The following is a 17869-nucleotide window of genomic DNA, read 5'->3' as shown; positions in this document are numbered from 1 at the left end:
GTGACTGATATTCTTGAATGGAGGCGGACAAGCTTGCAAAATGAATATGAAGAACAGAACAAAAAACACCGACAACTTGAAACGTTTCGAACTGAGGACAAAAATAAATCGATGACGACCAACCAAGATCTGAAAGTGTCAGAGGATGAGCATTCATTAAAAGCGGGAGTACGTGGACCGACACTATTAGAAGATTTTCATCTCCGTGAGAAAATGACGCATTTTGACCATGAGCGGATACCAGAACGGGTCGTGCACGCTAGAGGGTATGCAGCTCACGGAGAATTTGAATTGTATGAATCGATGAGTGACTATACGAAAGCGGATTTCTTGCAGGAGCCAGGCAAGAAAACGCCTGTTTTCACACGTTTTTCAACAGTGGCAGGTAGTAAAGGTTCCGCTGAAACCGTTCGGGATGTCCGTGGTTTTGCTGTGAAATTTTATACGGATGAAGGGAATTACGACCTGGTTGGAAATAACATGCCTGTGTTCTTTATTCAAGACGCCATAAAGTTCCCTGATTTGGTTCACGCGGTCAAGCCAGAGCCTCACAATGAGATGCCTCAGGCTGCATCCGCTCATGATACGTTTTGGGATTTTGTCACAAACAACCAAGAATCTGCACACATGATTATGTGGCATATGTCGGACCGCGCTATTCCTTGCAGTTTGCGCATGATGGGAGGATTTGGTGTCCATACGTATCGTTTCGTGAATGCAGCAGGCAAATCACATTTTGTGAAATTCCACTGGAAACCGAAACTTGGCGTGAATTCTTTAGTGTGGGACGAAGCCCAGAAAATTAATGGGAAAGATCCTGACTTCCATAGAAGAGATTTATGGGAAGCAATTGAAAATGGGGACTATGCTGAATGGGAACTAGGTGTTCAGCTGATTGAGGACTCACAAGAATTCGATTTCGATTTTGATATTTTAGATCCAACTAAACTATGGCCAGAAGAAGATATCCCCGTCAAAATTATCGGGAAAATGACGTTGAACCGCAATGTGGATAATGTATTCGCAGAAACCGAGCAAGTGGCGTTCCATCCAGGTCACGTTGTCCCAGGTATCGACTTCTCAAATGATCCATTATTGCAAGGACGATTGTTCTCCTATACAGATACACAACTGATTCGTCTTGGCGGACCGAACTTCCATTAATTTCCTATCAATCGGCCAGTTTGTCCTTTCCACAATAATCAGCGCGATGGCTTCGGCCGACAGACCATTAACACAGGTCAAGTGACGTATCATAAAAACTCATTAGCAGACAACACGCCATCGACCTCTACAGAAGAAGAGGGCGGATACGTTCACTATCAGGAAAAAGTGGATGGACGTAAAATCGCGGCGCGAAGTGATTCGTTCAAAGACCATTTCTCTCAAGCAAAACTGTTTTGGAACAGCATGACGATTGTAGAAAAGAAGCATATTATCGATGCATTCAGCTTTGAAGTCGGTAAAGTGAAAAACAAAGACATTCGTCAGCAAGTCGTAGACATGTTTGGTCATGTAGATAATGGTCTCGCTTCTGCCGTTGCACATGCAGTCGGAGTACATGCACCAAGTGCGAGTGAGGAAAGCACAGTTACGAAAAGGTCACCAGCTTTAAGTCAAGAGAATAAAGTAAAATTGCCGGAAACTCGACACATCGGGATATTGATTGGCAATCAATTTGATGATGCTGAAGTGGAAACGATTGTAGAAGCTTGTTTAGAAGCGGGCATGAATGTGGACTTAGTGAGTGAACGTTACGGTACTGTAACTGGCTCTAATGGTTTGGCAGCAGAAGTGGATGAAACATTTTTAACAATGCATTCTGTTTTGTATGATGCCATTGTCGTTGCAGGTGGCGATGCTGAAAATCCTCAGAAGTTTAAGACGGATACAATCGACTTCCTAAACGAAGCTTATAAGCATTTTAAGCCGATTGGTATTTTATCAAAAGGTCAAGTATTTGTAGAAGATTCTAACGTAGAAATGACGGCAGGAATTATCCTATCTACAAGCAATGATTTTGCTCAACAGTTTGTAGATACAGTGGCTCAACACCGTCATTGGGATCGATAAATGGAGTAACCGCAGCTGCCTTACGGGGGAGCTGCTTTTCTTTCGACTTGTTACCTGGTAAACTATTATCACTGAAGAAACGAGTGAGGACTGAATAATTATGGCACAAAGAACGAGTAAAAAAAGCAAAGGAAAAGGGAGTCTATCTGCACTGATTGTTGCGGTGTTACTCGCAGGTGCTTATTACTTTTTCTTTCAAGAAGAAGACGCAACTCCTTCAAGAGATGGACTGATTCCCGTTGAACTCGTTAAAACGATTGATGGGGATACAATTAAGATCATGTACGAAGGAAAAGAAACGAATGTCCGCTATTTACTAATCGATACGCCAGAGACGAACCATCCGAGATTAGGGAAACAACCATTCGGGGAAGAAGCAAAGCGACGTAACCAAGAATTGATGAATAGTGGTAAACTCGAAATTGAGTTCGATGTCGGACAGAAGTATGATAAATACGATCGATTGCTTGCCTATATTTACATAGACGGAGAAAGCGTTCAGGAGAAATTGATTGCTGAAGGGCTTGCTCGAGTTGGTTATGTCTATCCACCGAACACACGACATTTGGATGCCTATGAAAAAGCTCAGAACGAAGCGAAGAAAAAAGGAATCGGGATTTGGACGTTGGAAGATTATGCAACCGATCGCGGATTCGACAATGAAACGTACCCTTTCAAAGGAAATTCTAGTTCGAAGCCTGACAAGAAAAAGCCTGTAACAAACACAACTGAGCAGTTCGCAAACTGTACAGAACTCCGTAAAGTGTACCAAAATGGTGTGAAACGGGGCCATCCAGCCTACAGTAATCGGTTGGATGGTGACAAAGACGGCGTCGCTTGTGAACCAAGTTAAGTGTGTTGAATGACTTGACAAACTTTCATGTCATGGTAAGATTTCAATAATCATTCAAACCGAATAGTAACTATACATTCAAAGCGATGATGCAGTAGTGACCGAATTAGCAGCAAGCAGAGACTGGACAGGCGGTGCAAGTCCAGGCGATTCGTGTTCATGAATTACGTCAACGAGCTTTCTTTGAATCCAATGAAGTGGATAAGCATAATAGCTTATCAACATGGGTGGTACCGCGGAGAACTCCTTCGTCCCTGTTTTAGGGATCGAATGGAGTTTTTTTGTACGCAAAAGCCGAGGAGGACGTCGCCATGTTTCACATTCAGTCATTACTTAAGCCAACATTCAAAGAATCAATTGCTTTGATCATCTTAATCATTGGAATGATCAGTGTAAGTATCATCTTTTTCGGGTCCATTCCACATTTACCGATTTTAGCTTCCATTTTGCTATTAATTGGGTATGGATTACTCAAAAAGGTTCCATATTCTAAACTCCAAGACGGAATGACAGAAGGATCCGGTGCCGGTATGGGCGCGGTGTTTTTGTTCTTCTTCATCGGCATGCTAATCAGTAGCTGGATGATGAGCGGAACAATCCCAAGTTTAATCAATGCCGGGTTCCTACTGATCACACCTTCTTATTTTTACGCGATTGCATTCACTGTAACTGCAATTATCGGCATATCCATCGGAAGTTCGTTAACAACCGTTGCAACGGTGGGTGTAGCGTTGCTTAGTATGTCAGGCGTACTTGGACTATCTCCAGCAATTGCTGCAGGCGCAATTGTTTCAGGTGCTTTCTTCGGTGACAAGATGTCTCCATTATCTGATACTACGAACTTGGCTTCATCCATCGTGGGTGTCGATTTGTTTGAACATATTCGTAATATGATGTGGACGACGGTTCCAGCATTTGCCTTGTCGTTCGGGATTTTCGCGATATTATCTCCTGCAGCAGGGGATGCGAAATTGGATACCATCCAATCGTTCCGTGAAGCGCTTGCTGAAACGGGTCTTGTTCACTGGATTTCATTTTTACCATTAGTCATACTTATTGTCTTGACGTTGATGAAAGTCCCAGCACTGCTAACTTTGGCGGCAAGTACAGTTTCAGCAGTAGCGATTGGGTGTGCGTTACATGCATACAGCGCTTCACAAGTTTTCGCTATCCTTTTTGAAGGATTCAAATCCGAGACAGGTGTTGAAGCGGTAGATAGTCTACTAACTCGTGGTGGCATCAGTAGCATGTTCTTCACAATTACACTCGTGATCCTAGCACTTACTATGGGTGGGCTATTGTTCAAGTTAGGGATTGTTCAAACGTTACTTGCAAAAGTGGAACAATCCCTACGCTCTGCAGGTTCAGTCATCGGGGCGTCTGCGTTAACGGCAATCAGCATAAATGTATTGATTGGAGAACAATATCTATCTATACTGCTGACAGGGCAAGCATTCCAAGGTCAATTCAAAAAACTAGGGCTTGCGAGCAAGAACTTGAGCCGTGTTATGGAAGATGCAGGAACAGTGGTCAATCCACTGGTTCCATGGAGTGTGTGCGGGATATTCATTGCGGATGTATTAGGCGTACCTGTAGTCGAATACTTCGGTTTTGCATTCTTCTGCTTGTTCTCACCCGTGTTAACGGTGTTGTTCAGTTTGTTTGGCAAAACATTGACGTATGAAGACTCAGCGGAAGAATCACATTCATAAACAACAAAAAAGCAGCGTCTCACATTGAGTCGCTGCTTTTGCTTATTCTAATGAAAACTTCTCTTTATAATTGGTTGCATCTTTTAGCGCTTGTTCTTCTTGAGGGATGCGTACGGACATCATCCAAGCATTCAACAAAGTAAATAGAATGGCCGTTATATAAGCGCCATATATCATAGGCAAGACGAGTATTTCAGTCGCAACGATTACATAGTTAGGATGTCGGATGAATTTGTAAGGACCTTTCATGACAACGTCTGCACCTGGAAGAATGATGATCTTGGTATTCCAATACTTCCCAAGAGATGTAAGACACCAGACCCGAAGCACTTGAGTGAGTAGGAAGATGGTCAATAACACACCCCAGATTGGAGACAAATCAGGTTTACGAACTAACACCTCTAATAGTAGAGATACAAAAAAAGCAGTATGAAGGAGTACAATTGCAGGGTAATGTCGCGCACCGACTTCGTAGGCGCCTTGAGCTAGCATTCGTTTCTCGTTTCTTTTCGCAATGACTAGTTCAACGAGTCGTTGAAGGATAACAATTGAAATTACAATCCAGAAGAACAATGTGTCCACCTCATTCCCATTTCAACAGTTGAAGTTCTCCGCAAAATCCTGGACCAAGTGCAGCGAGAACTCCGTAATCACCTTTTGTAGGGGTTGATTCCATGAATTCTTTCAATACGTAAAGAACTGTAGGGGATGACATATTTCCGTTCATTCGCAATACATTCCTTGAGATTTCAGTCATTGAATTATCGAAGTGTAATGCTTCTTCATAGGCTTCTAATACTTTTTTTCCTCCAGGATGTGCGACGAAATGGGAAATGTTTTTATCGGTGAGGTCATACTTGTCTAAGAATTGATGGACAAAAGGTCCTAGCCAATCACTGATGATGACGGGGATGCTTTTGGAGAAGACGACATACAATCCGCTGTTCCTCACGTCCCATCCCATGACATCTTCGGAATCAGGCATCAGCTTTGATGTTGTGCCAACGATGGTTGGTCGTACTTGCTGCGTACGCAAATTGGATTGGTCACCAGCAATTAATGCACAAGCGACTCCGTCTGAAAACAACGAAACGCCTACAAGATTACTCTTAGAATAATCGTCTTTCTGGAATGTAAGACTGCACAATTCAATCGCTAGAACGAGCACATTAGCTTCAGGATACGCCAAACAAAACTCGTTCGCCCGACTAAGCCCTGAAGCACCGCCTGCACACCCTAGCCCCCAGAGGGGAATACGTTTCACATCGTCACGGAAGGGTAGCTTATTCATAATACGTGCATCGATACTAGGGGTTGCAATTCCTGTACTCGATACAAAAATTATGGCATCAATGTCTTTGTAGTCAACTTTTTGGTCCAACATACTGGATTCAAGACAATCGGTGACAGCAGCTGTTCCATATTCGATTGCACGGGATATGTACAATTCGTTACGCTCTTCGAAGTCGTGAGCTTGACCATACCAATCGAGTGGCATGCAGACATTTCGCTGTTCAATATCACCATTTTGGAAGACTGTTAAAAGCCGTTCGATATCTTTGAAACGTCCACTGAAAACAGAACGTGATAGTTCAACGGCTTCTTCCTGCTTGATAACGTGAGGTGGTAAATGGGTGCTTACTGATAGAATTTGGGGCATGTGTGGACCTCCTATTTGTCTTTACTTAGATAATCTCCTGAATTTGGATGGTTCAAACGTCATCAAACGGTAAATAAGTAAAATATACTGAAGTCTTGTACACTTATATCGAAGAAGCAAAACTCTATTAATAGGAGAAGGGGGAGATAGTTTTGAAACTTATAGAAACACCTAGTCAACTAGACAGTAAAGCGAAGTCGGTGGAACAAGTATGTGCAATTCCAAATGCAAAAGCACTAAACATTCAGTTGCGTGCAGGTGAAGAAGTAGCAGAGCATGATTCAGACAGAGAAGTTCTGATCATCGTTAGAAAAGGAAACGTCCGATTTACTGTGGAAGGCACTCCAGTTACCGTTTCAGGGGAGAACATCCTGCACATGGCCCCATACGAAAAACATAGTCTGTTCGCAGAGACCGATGCGGATATTTGTGTGCTTCAAATAACTCCATAACGCAATTAGAATATGTACATCATTTATGAAATATGCGTCATAGGTAGATGTAAATCATACTAATTAATGTGAAATGAGTTTTGAGAGACTTGTCAGGAACGCTTCGTTTTGTTCAGCGGAGCGTTTTTTTGGTCCTTTTAAACGTCCGCCTGCTTGTCTAACTTTTTGAGCAAAGTGGCGGGAGTATAGCAACTGGTCAATGTTTTCATCTGTATACCATCTTCCATTTTGATCAATTGGTCGACCTCCTTTAGCAAGTGCCATCGCTGCTAGTCCGTAATCTTGAGTGACGACAATGTCCTCGGATTTTATGCGATTTACTAAGACGAAGTCTACAGCATCTGCTCCCTTTGAAACAACGATTGTTTCAGCCCCTTCACGTACCATTTCGTGAGCTGTGTCACAAATGAGTAAACAAGGAATTTGATGAGCCTTTGCGGTGCTGATCGTAATGTCTACAACAGGGCACCCATCGGCATCGACTAATATTTTCATCTTTCTTTCACCCCACTTAAGTAAAGCGTATCACAGCTGGCGATTAAAAATCATTTTTTCAGTCTTTCGAGTAGGTTGAGCACGTGAACTTGGTAATACTGTTAGAAAACACGTAACTTAAGAATATGGAATTGTTGTGGATAAACTTGAAATTGGTTAGATAAAAGTGGATGAAGCAAAAGTATAAAAAGGGATTAAATAACGAGTGGATACCGGTGATTTGGTAACATCCATGTGGGATAGTTTTATGTGTGCGATCAACTATTAGAATCCTCTGTTTTCACATGGTACACTAGTATAGGTTTAGTAGATACATAATAAGCGATATAAGAATGGGGAGAATTAGAATGACAGAAGTAAAGATACTTTTTTCAACGGAACCTACAGTTCAACAGAACGAGGATCTAACAACATTTGTGGGACAATTACAGGGTGGATCAGGAAGCACCGTCTTCTCTAACGGTCAGCAATGGTTTGTTATGAAAGTGAAAGACGGCAAAGAAGGATGTCTTGAAACAGTTCGAGCAATGGCGGGAACTGCAGCAGGAGAGCTGAGCCGTGCGAAAGTATCTTCGGCAGCTGTTGCAGTAGATGCACTCTACACTCAATTTTCTGCTGCAGCAAAAGACGAAACAGTCACTGCATTTGTGGAAGGATGGCACCTCGGCGCTTATCAGTTCTTAACATATAAATCGAATGCAGAACCATTCAGTACAAAGTTAACGATAGAAGGCGCATCTGAAAAAGCCATTCAAACAGGTGAACAACGAGCTGAAGCCGTTTCTTTTTCACGTGATTTAATGAATGAATTGTCAGATGTACTAAATCCAGAATCTTACCCTGAGCGTCTAAAGGAAGTATTCGATGGAACAAGTGCGAACGTTGTTGTTCATAACAGAGCGAAACTTGAAGAGATGAAGATGAATGGCGTTTTAACTGTTGGCAGAGGAAGTCGTTACGCACCATCATTTGTAGAAATCGCTTATTGCAACAACCCATCGAAGCCTCTAGTTGCACTAGTAGGTAAAGGTGTGACGTTCGATACTGGTGGTATTAGTTTGAAGAGTGGCAAAGATTTGAGTGACATGCGTATGGATATGGGCGGATCAGCTGCAGTTGCAGGAGCTATGAAATTACTTGTAGACAGTGGAGCCGACGTTAACGTTGTGGCACTGATTCCTATGGTTGAGAATACGCCAGATAATACGGCGGTACTTCCGGGTGAAGTTATTCAGTACAAAAACGGTCATACAGTCCAAGTCGGCAATACAGATGCCGAAGGTCGTCTGATTTTAGCAGATGGACTGATACGCGCGGGTGAATTGAACGCGGCTTTCGTGGTAGATATCGCTACATTAACGGGATCGATCGAGAGTGCACTTGGTTCCGATATTGCAGGCGTATTTGGAGACGAAGAACTTGCACGTAAGATGAAAGAAATTGGAGAGAAGAATGGGGATGCGGTTTGGCCAATGCCGTTAATTGAAGCCTATGATGAAACTTTGCAAAGTGATTATGCAGACTTCAATAACATCAGCTCACTCAGCTTTGCCGGTTCAATTACAGCAGCTCTTTTCTTACGACGTTTTGTCTCTAAAGAAACGCGGTGGTTGCACGTAGACATGGCAGGAATGATGCAAAAGACATCAAACTCAGGCTATTATCCAAAGACTGCTACGGGCTATGGTGCGCGTTTGCTTGCAGATTATGTAACAGGGATTTCTGAATAAGAATATTGAAATATATGGTAGAAACGCATTGCTCTCAGCAATGCGTTTTTTGCTGCATTGAGGATTTTACTAATAGAGTGTAGTAAGAGATAGGTATCCAATTCATTAATGAAAAAATAAACCAAATACATAACGGAATATGATAGTGTTTAAATATATGGAAAATTATAGAGGTGTTTGCGTCTTCTATTGGATCCTCAGTTAGTGCTGGTGAAAAAATAAAGGCTAGGAGTGTCATAATATGTTATTAACAGAAGCACGGCACAAGTATCAGGCAGATAAAAAAATCGAAGGGTTTTCACCATTGACGCTAAAAATGTACGGTTTTCAATTCAATTTGTTAACCCGATATTTTGGTGATGTCAGAATGAGTGAACTCACTTAAGATGATCTAAAAAATACTTAATCGATGCAGGGAGTCATTTAAAACCATCAAGCTTAGGACATCGCATCAGATTCATTCGATCTTTGTATAAATGGACTCATGAAGAAGGGCATATCCAAAAGAATCCTGCTTCAAAATTGAAAGAGCCCAAGGTAGGCAAGCGAATTTCGAAGTTTTTAACAAAGCACGAGATCGAACATTTGCGTGCAGCATGTAGTTCGACAATGGAAAAAGCGCTCATTGAGTTCTTTTACCCTACTGGGTGCAGAATTGGTGGGATCGCAAAACGAAATAGGGAAGACATTTACTTTGCGGGGAACTCAGTGATTGTGCTTGGTAAAGGTGACAAGGAAAGGGAAGTCTATTTCAATATCCGATGTTCCATTTTGCTAAAGAGATATATAGATGAAAGAGAAGATATGGATCCTTGTCTATTCATAACAGGACGTAATTCGAAAAAGAGGATGAGCATAGATACCTTGCGCTATGTCATTAATCGAATTTCCAAGCTTGCTGGCATTAATAAAACGATTCATCCTCATCAATTACGTCATAGTTACGCAACGTATATGGTAGATAATGGAGCGACCCTTGAGGTGATTCAGAACCTGATCGGCAATGAGAAAAGCGAAACAACACGGATTTATGCTCATTTGAGTGGAAAGTTAAGATATGACTTATATAGTAAGTATTTTTAATAAACACTAATAAAATGGGAATATTATCTAAACAAAAAATCGGAATAGTGTTATAATACCTTGGATACATGATAGTTATGAGGCAAATAAACCATAAAAATTATTTGAAATGATTGAGAGTTAAAGTCAGTGATGAGTTCCTTTTCAATCTATCAAATTATTACAACTGTTGAAATGGGGATTTTAATGTACCGTGATCAGGAAGTATGTATCCGACCAATCGAGGAACAAGATTTAGTAAGGCTCTGGGAGCTAATCTATAAAGAAAATGCGCCAGAATGGAAAAAGTGGGACGCTCCATACTTCCCACACCAAGCGATATCCTTTGAAGAGTTCAATGAGAAACTCGCACCTACTTGGATTGGAATAGATGATTTTTGGGCTATTGTTATTGACGATCAAGTATGTGGAGTCGTCAGCTATTATTATGAAGATGCCCAAAAGAGATGGCTAGAGGTGGGGATTGTTCTTCATGAATCAACGTGTTGGAACAAAGGACTCGGAACCCGCGTACTAAAGCTATGGATCCCTCATATTTTTTGCGAGTTATCTCTACAAAGAGTAGGTCTCACAACGTGGTCAGGAAATGAACGGATGATTCGAGTAGGCGAAAAAGTAGGAATGCAACTGGAAGGCCGTATGCGAAAAGTTAGATACTATCGAGGTCAATACTATGATTCAATTCGGATGGGAATCTTACGTGAAGAATGGGAAGACTCCTTGTTGTATAACAAACTCTGAGATAGATTGTAACCTCATAAGTTCGACCAGGGTTATTTAGGAACTCACATGTATGTGTAGCCTTAAAAAAGACGGAAGTAGAAGTGAAAAAATTGGTTATAGGGGGAATAAGATTGGGCAAACACGGATATTATTTGATTGAAGAAAAAGAGGGAATGAGTGCAGAGTTTGGCAAGTTGGTATCCATGATGGAATATACAAGAGTAACAACAATAGCTGAAGTGAAAGACTTAACCATTCCAGAGCTGGATTTTCTAATTCATGAGGATGCCAACTCAATTGGTATGTTACTAGCCCATATGGTGTCTGTTGAAAAGGCATATCAAATTGATACATTTGAGAAGCGAGAGTATACAGAACAAGATCTCGAAGAGTTGAATCCTGCCCTAGATCTTGGAGAGGCAGGGCGCGAACAAATTAAAGGCAATCCAATTGAATTTTATTTAGAACAAATGGAGAAAACACGAGCTAAGACAATTGAAACATTCCGAACACTACCAGATTCATGGTTATTCGAAAGATTTCCATTTTGGGATGAAGAGCTCACGAACAATTATTTCAAATGGTTTCATGTCATGGAAGATGAATTGAATCATCGTGGCCAAATTAGAGTAATTAAGAAGATCATGAGAACACTAGAAAAATAATCGCTTGTTCTTCCGAAAGTCACTAATTTTACTTTTTAGTAGATATAACCGTGAAAGAACGATAGATAAAAGGTATGAATGAAAATCTATGTGGACTTATCGAAATGAGATGTTTTTTAAGAATCACTCAACAATAGGGTCAAACTTAACGAAACGATTACTTTGCGCTGCAGATGGCACGCTTTCCGGGGGGGAGACTTGAACCTCGGGGTCTCAAGACGTACGCTAATCCCTATGAAGTCGGCCATCTTTCGCTCCAAGCAATTGATCATATTATATGAAATTATAACTTTTCATTTGATAGCTGGAATGAGGAAAACATGGTTTACAAAACATTTACATTGAGACTCCTGCATTAAACGCTGTGCAAGAAGTAAACCTGGATGTTTAAAAAAACGTGAAAATTTATTGTACATGTACTTTTTAACGAAACCTCATAAAAGCTGTTTCAACACTAATCCTAGTGTCGAAACAGCTTTTATGATTGAAGAATAAATTCCAATGAACCTGCCCTTTAAATTTCGTTTTTCCAATAAATGCATACGTACAAGAATTACGTTTAGCACTAGCATAACGATCAGTGCATATAAAGCCAGTGTAAAGCTCTTTGGAATATCAAAAATGTATCCATGCGCAGGCAATGTAACAATTCCTGCGACATTTAGTGAGTTCGAGAGAGGCAGTCCAGTAAATCTAGATATACTCACGACTACCGAATATGCTTGTTGTGAGTGCGTGAGAAAGTGTTCCGACTGAGGTTGATACAGCGAAGCCAAACAATCCAGTTGAAAGAATAATGACAAGTGGACTAGCTGATCCGAATATTAATTCGAACACAGAAAGAATTACTAAAGCCATATCCATGTAAATCGTATAACGTGAACCAATCTCAGATTTAAGGTGCCAGGTTCCGAATCTGAATTGTTTCGGGAACTGGTTCTTTAATACTTCATCAAATGGATGCAATCCCGATTTATACGAAACTGTATGGAGCAACTAGAAATACGAAGGCTAGATGAATGAAACTATTCATTTAACTCCGCCGAAATTGGGTAGGGCACATTCCCTTCGGGCGTGGGGATAGCGATTATCCCGATAAGGAATACTACCCTAAATACTATGTAGATTTAAAGAAGTAAACGGAAGATGACGCTGAATCAGACAGATGATTGTCTCGCTACCCCCGTCATGATCAATATGGAATGTAAGAAGCAAGTAAAGAATGTTCCTTCGTCTACAATAGAGGGAAAGCTGCTGTCAGACAATAAACCATTTAAATGATGTAATTCATTAGGTCCTTTTATAAGAAATCGAAAAAGGGAATGTCTCCCTTTTTCAATTATTCAGGCATGAGCCAAACGATTTGAGCAATCCTAACATAGAAATCCTTACTGCGTCCCTTAATTACTACATGGTCAGGTTTCACCGTTTTGATGATACCTTCGACCGGGCCTTGGGTAGTTTCAATGACAATGAACTTCCCCACTATGGACGATAATGTCTCATAGACGTACGGATCATAATTATAAAATGGTTGTATTTCTATTTTGCTCACTCCTCATTTAGTAACGTCCAGTGATTATATGAGAAGGGTAGATTGTTTATGATAGGCAGTTTCCTGATGAAACAAATAGTGTGAAAAAAACTTGGGAGCTATTGATTGAGCTGAAATAAGAAAGACACGAAATATTGAAGAATTAATTCTAATGACCTTAATCTTTAAGTTTTGTTTTCCCAATAAACTCATATTTTTAGTGGAATTTAGTGACAGGGAGAGCTATAGAGGTGAACAGTGAGTGGTGTATGCTGGAATTGGCCAATTAATGCATAACGGCTAAGTTACAATCGGGCCTTTTTAAAGCACCTTAAATATGATTTAAGGAGTGATAAAATGAGTAGAGTTAACGAAACTCCTGAAAAAGACGAGGGAATTTAATTTAGATAATACTTAATAAATGGCTTACCGTGGTACCTCTGTAAATAAGTTTCCAATTTATTTTATAACCAAAACATTGGAAATTGAACCTACAAATACTTATAAAAAGGGTGATGTCATTGCTAGACCCTTTAATCGAAAATATGTTACTTTAACGCAAATCCTTTCTATACTAGAAATAGCTTGGGAATTAAGTACAGGCTATCAAGAGTCCTATGAAATTAAAGAGCAATTGGACCAAACCTTAAGATAGTTAAAAGTTAAACATTTTTAATAAATTAGTTAAAAGGGAAGTGTGAATTGGAATGCTATTACTCAATTTTTATAGTAAAAGAAAATGGACGTACACCTGGTTTACATATTGATAACAAAAAAAGAGATTTTTATTACAGTAATAGGGGAATTCAGGAAGAAGAATTGCATCCTTTTTTCAGTAATAGGGCCAAATAGATTCTCTTTAAAGATAAGAAAAGGAGTCGAATAAAGAGGGGGAATATCAATTGGATTAAAAAGTATGAAGGCTGTGTCAAAATATCATGAAAAACTCAAGCCTGCCAAGATGATAAAAAGCAGCAACTTGAAAAAATACGTACGTAGTATTTGGAAAAAAGCAAAAACAAACAGATAAATAGTCTGAATGAAAAAAGGATTATATGTGAACATTCTGTTTTCAAGTTATATTTTAACTTTGAGGATAAGAATAGTAGGGATTTTATCGGTTTGGGTATTATAAAAAAGAAAAAATGAAAGCCCTCACCTACAAACGGTTCTAGAAAGGGGGAGGCATCATTTCACCAACCAGCAAACCACGCAAAAAGAAAAACAAAAGCAAACCAACTATTATCAAGGCACCAGTAATATACGAATGTCTATAGTGTGATGCGGAAGAGAAAATCCCTTACCAAGTTTTAAGAGACTTCAATCGAATGGATGATGGAGATCCAACTGTTCCACCAATGTTTGAATGTGATCAGTGTGGAGCACAAATGTTTCCTAAGGTATACAAAGGAATACATGGAATGGTGTATAAAATATCGGATGTAAAATAAACAAAAAAGGACCGGGCCTCTTTTTGCCCGGTTATTCTTATGCCTCCTAAATGGACAAACATGGTACCATGATATAGATAGCTCTTCAACAAACGGGACATTAGCTGGAGGTAAACAGATTAAAGAATATAACAAAATAGGTGAAATAGAGGGGGAGGAATAAAATTGAAGAAGTTTAAAATAGCTGTAGATGGCAATACTTTTCACGGATGTGAATTTGGTGATAACAGCCTTCCTTCACTTGTTTGTCTTCACGGAATGACTGGTGATTTAAAAAGTTTTTCAGGGCTTATTGAATACCTAAGAAATGATTTTCATCTTATTCTTTTAGATAACCCGGGACATGGCGAAACTGAATCACTAAAACTGGAGGAGGATTATAAGTTTTCCTCCTTAGCAAAGAGTATTTATAAAGTAATACAAGAGATTACTAATAAACCTTTTTACATGTTGGGACATTCTTGGGGAGCTGACCTTTGCCTAAATGTAGCAAAAATATCTCCGGCTAAGGTTAGGGGCGTTATTTTATTAGACGGAGGATATGCATTTCCCGAACATGTTGATGGACTGACAGAGGAAAAAGCCTTGATAGATTGGAAGGAATATGTTGAATCCAGTATATATAGTTCTTGGGACGAAGTGGTCAAGGAATATCAAAGTTACACAACAAAGCTATGGGATACAAATCTTAATTCATTAATAGCATCTAGCTTTAAAAAGGTTAAAGATAACTATGTATTTAAGGCTGATGTTTTCAGTATTTTAGCGATTATTAAGGCATTCTATAAAGAGCCTTGTTCGACCACTTTTGTTAGTATTCAGTGTCCTGTTTTATTACTTCATGCAACAATTGAACCGACAGATTCAGCCCGGAAAAAGGGAATACAGGAAATTAAAAAAGGTATTAAAGTATTAAAGGTAATAGGTATAGAAAACACTAAACACCACCTTCATTGGGATTGTCCTGAAAAAGTTGCTAATGAAATTCTGTTGTGGAAACAAGAAAGCACTCACGAAGTTTATTAATAACATTTTCTTCTTCAACAAATTGCTTTCGTAGAAGGAGATAGTTAAAGTAGCCTTGTTAAATTGAATTTAACAAGGCTACTTTTATATCCCGTCAATTTTCTATAGCCGTATATACCTCTTTTGGGTGATGTATACATCCCATTCAAATAAAGACCCTTTGTCAAATATAGAGGGCGTTATAGGCTTTCTATGCGTGATTGTTAATTTATACATTCTGCTATGCTTTTGAGAATCAGAATGGAGTTCCTCATTACGTTAAATCGGATTTTGATGGATACCTTTTCATTTAGCTCAAACAAGCAATTCCTCAACTTCAAACTTATAGAACGATCGATATTTCTCCAAAATGTTCTCTATGCCGGATATTGTGAGCGAGCGGACGATAGAAATGGGGAATTTATCTTACCTTGCTATTGACAAGAATTTAAAAGGAGACTATGATTTTGAGTGGGAATGATTATCATTATCATTACCGCGTTGGAACGATAGAGATGTTAACAAATATAAAGGGGGATCTTAGATTGAAAAAATTTTTAATACCTTTCATTTTAATGTGTGTGCTTATTATTAGTGCCTGTGGCAATAGCACAAAGAATCAGGCAGCAGGAGATGCAAATAAAGAGGTTGAAAGTGGAACAATTACATATCAATCTGAAAATGGACCTATTGAAGTACCCGCTCATCCGAAAAGAGTAGTAGTTTTGACTGGTAATGCAGGTGACTTAATCTCATTTGGCATCAATATCGTAGGGGTGGACGAATGGTCTAAGGGAAGTCCATTATTTAAAGATCAATTAAAAGATGTTACAACTGTTTCAGATGAGGATTTAGAGAAAATTATTGAATTAAAACCAGATTTAATTATTGGAGGCAGTGATAATAATAACCTAGATAGGTTGAAAAAAATTGCCCCAACTGTTACCTATACGTATAATAAAGTCGATTATTTAACACAGCATTTAGAAATTGGTAAATTGGTAAACAAAGAAAAAGAAGCTCAAGACTGGATTGATGACTTCAAAAAACGTGCAACTACTGTAGGAGATAAAATTAAAGCAAAAATTGGGGAAAATTCAACAGTGACTGTAATGGAAAGTTACGATAAAAGTATAGGTATTCTTGGCAATAGTTGGGGAAGAGGCACAGAGGTTCTTTACCAAGCAATGGGTCTGAAAATGCCTGGAAAAGTAGAGGAAATGACCAGTAAAGAAGGATACTACATGATTTCAAATGAAGTATTACCTGACTATGTTGGGGACTATTTGGTTGTAAGTAAATACAATGACCAAGATAATTCCTTTAAAGAGACTGAACTATATAAAGAAATGCCAGCTGTGAAGAACGACCATGTAATTGAAGTGGATGGAAATGCCTTTATGTTTAATGATTCTGAAACTTTAGATTACCAACTGAAATATTTTGAAGAACAATTTTTAAAATAGGCTGTTTTTTAAGAGATTGTTGCTTTAAATAATATTGAAAACACAGAGTGGTTGGAGCGGTTCATTGTTTATTCCCAAAAACAATAAACAATAAACTTTAACAAAAAATCTTTAAAATAAAACAGGGAACGCAGAATGTGATAATTTAGCATTCTGTGTTCTTTTTTTGTGATTTTAAAAAATTACATGTGATGTATGGTTATTAGCAGAAGCGAAGGAGGTAGATTGTTATTTAATTACCAGAAATTGCATCTGTTTAAACAAGTGTTGAATATTACTCGTGTGGAAATCGATGCAAATGTACCAGATGCTAAAAGTACAGGCGTATTAACATTGTTGTATAGGAAACAAATGAGCTATATAATATGATTAGCGTGGCAACAAGTTTGGAGGGCAGGCCATGAACAAACAAGAACAACTTATAACAAACTTCAGAGACTTATTTGATAAAATGGGTTGGCTTAATAAGTCTAAAATGGAAGACATCCTTAAGGGGTATAAGCCTTCTGAAGTTCATTGTATTGAATCCATTGAAAAAAATGTAGATGCCAATGTTACAAAACTTGCGAAGTGTCTTTATATGACTAGAGGTGCCATAAGTAAATTAACTAAAAAGCTTATAGATAAAGGCCTTATTGAAACTTACCAAAAGCCGGATAATAAAAAAGAAGTTTATTTTAGGCTTAGTTACCAAGGGAAAGTTATTTATAATACCCATGAGGAGCTACATAAAGAGTTTCAAGAACGAGACAATGTCATATTTGAACAAGTAACTGAGGAACAGTTTTCCAGTATACTTAACTTCATAGAAAAGTATAGTCAGCATTTGGATGCTGAGATTAAAAAACAAGATATAACTATTAAATAGATTGGGAAATTAAAAATAATAACATCAAAGGCAGCCTATCTCTATTGAGAATAGGATGCCTTTTTCTTTGTCGTCTTATTGTTGACAAGGAAACATAAT

19 protein-coding genes and 1 pseudogene are annotated in these 17869 nt (G+C 39.0%); 14 read left to right on the top strand and 6 right to left on the bottom strand.

Annotation, left to right across the window (positions count from 1 at the left end; translation table 11 throughout):
• Window positions 1-33: 33 nt before the first annotated feature.
• Together ACRPI0_RS10075 and ACRPI0_RS10070 are read left to right on the top strand one after the other, a co-directional pair.
• Window positions 34-2073: pseudogene (locus tag ACRPI0_RS10075) on the top strand (catalase).
• A 100-nt stretch (window positions 2074-2173) separates the two neighbouring features.
• Window positions 2174-2926, top strand: a complete 753-nt coding sequence (locus ACRPI0_RS10070; RefSeq protein ID WP_432352528.1) for a thermonuclease family protein — start codon at window positions 2174-2176, stop codon at window positions 2924-2926.
• Window positions 2927-3004: 78 nt separating this feature from the next.
• On the opposite strand, the gene ACRPI0_RS10065 is transcribed toward ACRPI0_RS10070, so the two are convergent.
• Window positions 3005-3151, bottom strand: a complete 147-nt coding sequence (locus tag ACRPI0_RS10065; RefSeq protein ID WP_432352527.1) for a hypothetical protein — start codon at window positions 3149-3151, stop codon at window positions 3005-3007.
• An 86-nt stretch (window positions 3152-3237) separates the two neighbouring features.
• On the opposite strand from ACRPI0_RS10065, the gene nhaC reads away from it, so the two are divergent.
• Window positions 3238-4638: a Na+/H+ antiporter NhaC gene (gene nhaC, locus ACRPI0_RS10060; RefSeq protein ID WP_432352526.1), complete on the top strand. Its 1401-nt coding sequence runs from the start codon at window positions 3238-3240 to the stop codon at window positions 4636-4638.
• Between the two features lie 42 nt (window positions 4639-4680).
• On the opposite strand, the gene ACRPI0_RS10055 is transcribed toward nhaC, so the two are convergent.
• Together ACRPI0_RS10055 and ACRPI0_RS10050 are read right to left on the bottom strand one after the other, a co-directional pair.
• Complete coding sequence (locus ACRPI0_RS10055; RefSeq protein ID WP_432352525.1) at window positions 4681-5211, bottom strand: isoprenylcysteine carboxyl methyltransferase family protein; 531 nt, start codon at window positions 5209-5211, stop codon at window positions 4681-4683.
• 10 nt (window positions 5212-5221) lie between these two features.
• Window positions 5222-6298: a type III polyketide synthase gene (locus ACRPI0_RS10050; protein WP_432352524.1), complete on the bottom strand. Its 1077-nt coding sequence runs from the start codon at window positions 6296-6298 to the stop codon at window positions 5222-5224.
• 152 nt (window positions 6299-6450) lie between these two features.
• Between ACRPI0_RS10050 and ACRPI0_RS10045 the strand changes: the two genes are divergently transcribed.
• Entirely contained in the window at window positions 6451-6750 is a 300-nt protein-coding gene (locus ACRPI0_RS10045; RefSeq protein ID WP_432352523.1) for an AraC family ligand binding domain-containing protein, read from the top strand.
• Window positions 6751-6813: 63 nt separating this feature from the next.
• On the opposite strand, the gene ACRPI0_RS10040 is transcribed toward ACRPI0_RS10045, so the two are convergent.
• A complete protein-coding gene (locus ACRPI0_RS10040; RefSeq protein ID WP_432352522.1) occupies window positions 6814-7245 on the bottom strand; it encodes a YaiI/YqxD family protein in 432 nt (143 codons plus the stop codon).
• Window positions 7246-7592: 347 nt separating this feature from the next.
• Here ACRPI0_RS10040 and ACRPI0_RS10035 point away from each other — a divergent pair, with 347 nt between their 5' ends.
• The 5 genes from ACRPI0_RS10035 to ACRPI0_RS10015 all read left to right on the top strand — a co-directional run bounded on the left by ACRPI0_RS10035 (window position 7593) and on the right by ACRPI0_RS10015 (window position 11446).
• Window positions 7593-8975: a leucyl aminopeptidase family protein gene (locus ACRPI0_RS10035; protein WP_432352521.1), complete on the top strand. Its 1383-nt coding sequence runs from the start codon at window positions 7593-7595 to the stop codon at window positions 8973-8975.
• 241 nt (window positions 8976-9216) lie between these two features.
• Complete coding sequence (locus ACRPI0_RS10030; protein ID WP_432352520.1) at window positions 9217-9360, top strand: hypothetical protein; 144 nt, start codon at window positions 9217-9219, stop codon at window positions 9358-9360.
• 137 nt (window positions 9361-9497) lie between these two features.
• Window positions 9498-10058: a tyrosine-type recombinase/integrase gene (locus tag ACRPI0_RS10025; RefSeq protein ID WP_432352519.1), complete on the top strand. Its 561-nt coding sequence runs from the start codon at window positions 9498-9500 to the stop codon at window positions 10056-10058.
• Window positions 10059-10244: 186 nt separating this feature from the next.
• Window positions 10245-10799 (top strand): GNAT family N-acetyltransferase, encoded by a 555-nt coding sequence (locus ACRPI0_RS10020; protein WP_432355932.1) that lies wholly within the window; start codon window positions 10245-10247, stop codon window positions 10797-10799.
• A 185-nt stretch (window positions 10800-10984) separates the two neighbouring features.
• Window positions 10985-11446 carry a DinB family protein gene (locus ACRPI0_RS10015; protein ID WP_432355931.1) on the top strand — a complete coding sequence of 154 codons (462 nt, stop codon included), beginning with the start codon at window positions 10985-10987 and terminating at the stop codon, window positions 11444-11446.
• Window positions 11447-12139: 693 nt separating this feature from the next.
• On the opposite strand, the gene ACRPI0_RS10010 is transcribed toward ACRPI0_RS10015, so the two are convergent.
• On the bottom strand, window positions 12140-12442 hold the full coding sequence (locus tag ACRPI0_RS10010) for a hypothetical protein (protein WP_432352518.1): 303 nt from the start codon (window positions 12440-12442) through the stop codon (window positions 12140-12142).
• Window positions 12443-12785: 343 nt separating this feature from the next.
• On the bottom strand, window positions 12786-12932 hold the full coding sequence (locus tag ACRPI0_RS10005; protein ID WP_432352517.1) for a DUF2642 domain-containing protein: 147 nt from the start codon (window positions 12930-12932) through the stop codon (window positions 12786-12788).
• Window positions 12933-13401: 469 nt separating this feature from the next.
• Here ACRPI0_RS10005 and ACRPI0_RS10000 point away from each other — a divergent pair, with 469 nt between their 5' ends.
• From ACRPI0_RS10000 to ACRPI0_RS09980, 5 genes are all read left to right on the top strand, one after another.
• On the top strand, window positions 13402-13635 hold the full coding sequence (locus tag ACRPI0_RS10000) for a DUF4279 domain-containing protein (protein WP_432352516.1): 234 nt from the start codon (window positions 13402-13404) through the stop codon (window positions 13633-13635).
• 961 nt (window positions 13636-14596) lie between these two features.
• On the top strand, window positions 14597-15457 hold the full coding sequence (locus tag ACRPI0_RS09995) for an alpha/beta fold hydrolase (protein ID WP_432352515.1): 861 nt from the start codon (window positions 14597-14599) through the stop codon (window positions 15455-15457).
• A 524-nt stretch (window positions 15458-15981) separates the two neighbouring features.
• The gene (locus ACRPI0_RS09990) at window positions 15982-16902 is read left to right on the top strand and encodes an iron-hydroxamate ABC transporter substrate-binding protein (RefSeq protein WP_432352514.1); all 921 of its coding nucleotides are present in this window, start codon (window positions 15982-15984) and stop codon (window positions 16900-16902) included.
• A gap of 225 nt (window positions 16903-17127) precedes the next feature.
• Window positions 17128-17271 carry a hypothetical protein gene (locus ACRPI0_RS09985; RefSeq protein ID WP_432352513.1) on the top strand — a complete coding sequence of 48 codons (144 nt, stop codon included), beginning with the start codon at window positions 17128-17130 and terminating at the stop codon, window positions 17269-17271.
• A 31-nt stretch (window positions 17272-17302) separates the two neighbouring features.
• Window positions 17303-17770: a MarR family transcriptional regulator gene (locus ACRPI0_RS09980; RefSeq protein ID WP_432352512.1), complete on the top strand. Its 468-nt coding sequence runs from the start codon at window positions 17303-17305 to the stop codon at window positions 17768-17770.
• Window positions 17771-17869 lie beyond the last annotated feature (99 nt).

The organism is Sporosarcina sp. A2, from assembly GCF_050858885.1.
Classification (GTDB): Bacteria; Bacillota; Bacilli; order Bacillales_A; family Planococcaceae; genus Sporosarcina.
Note: the sequence above shows the minus strand (reverse complement) of the source record. Positions and strands in the feature narration are given on the sequence as shown.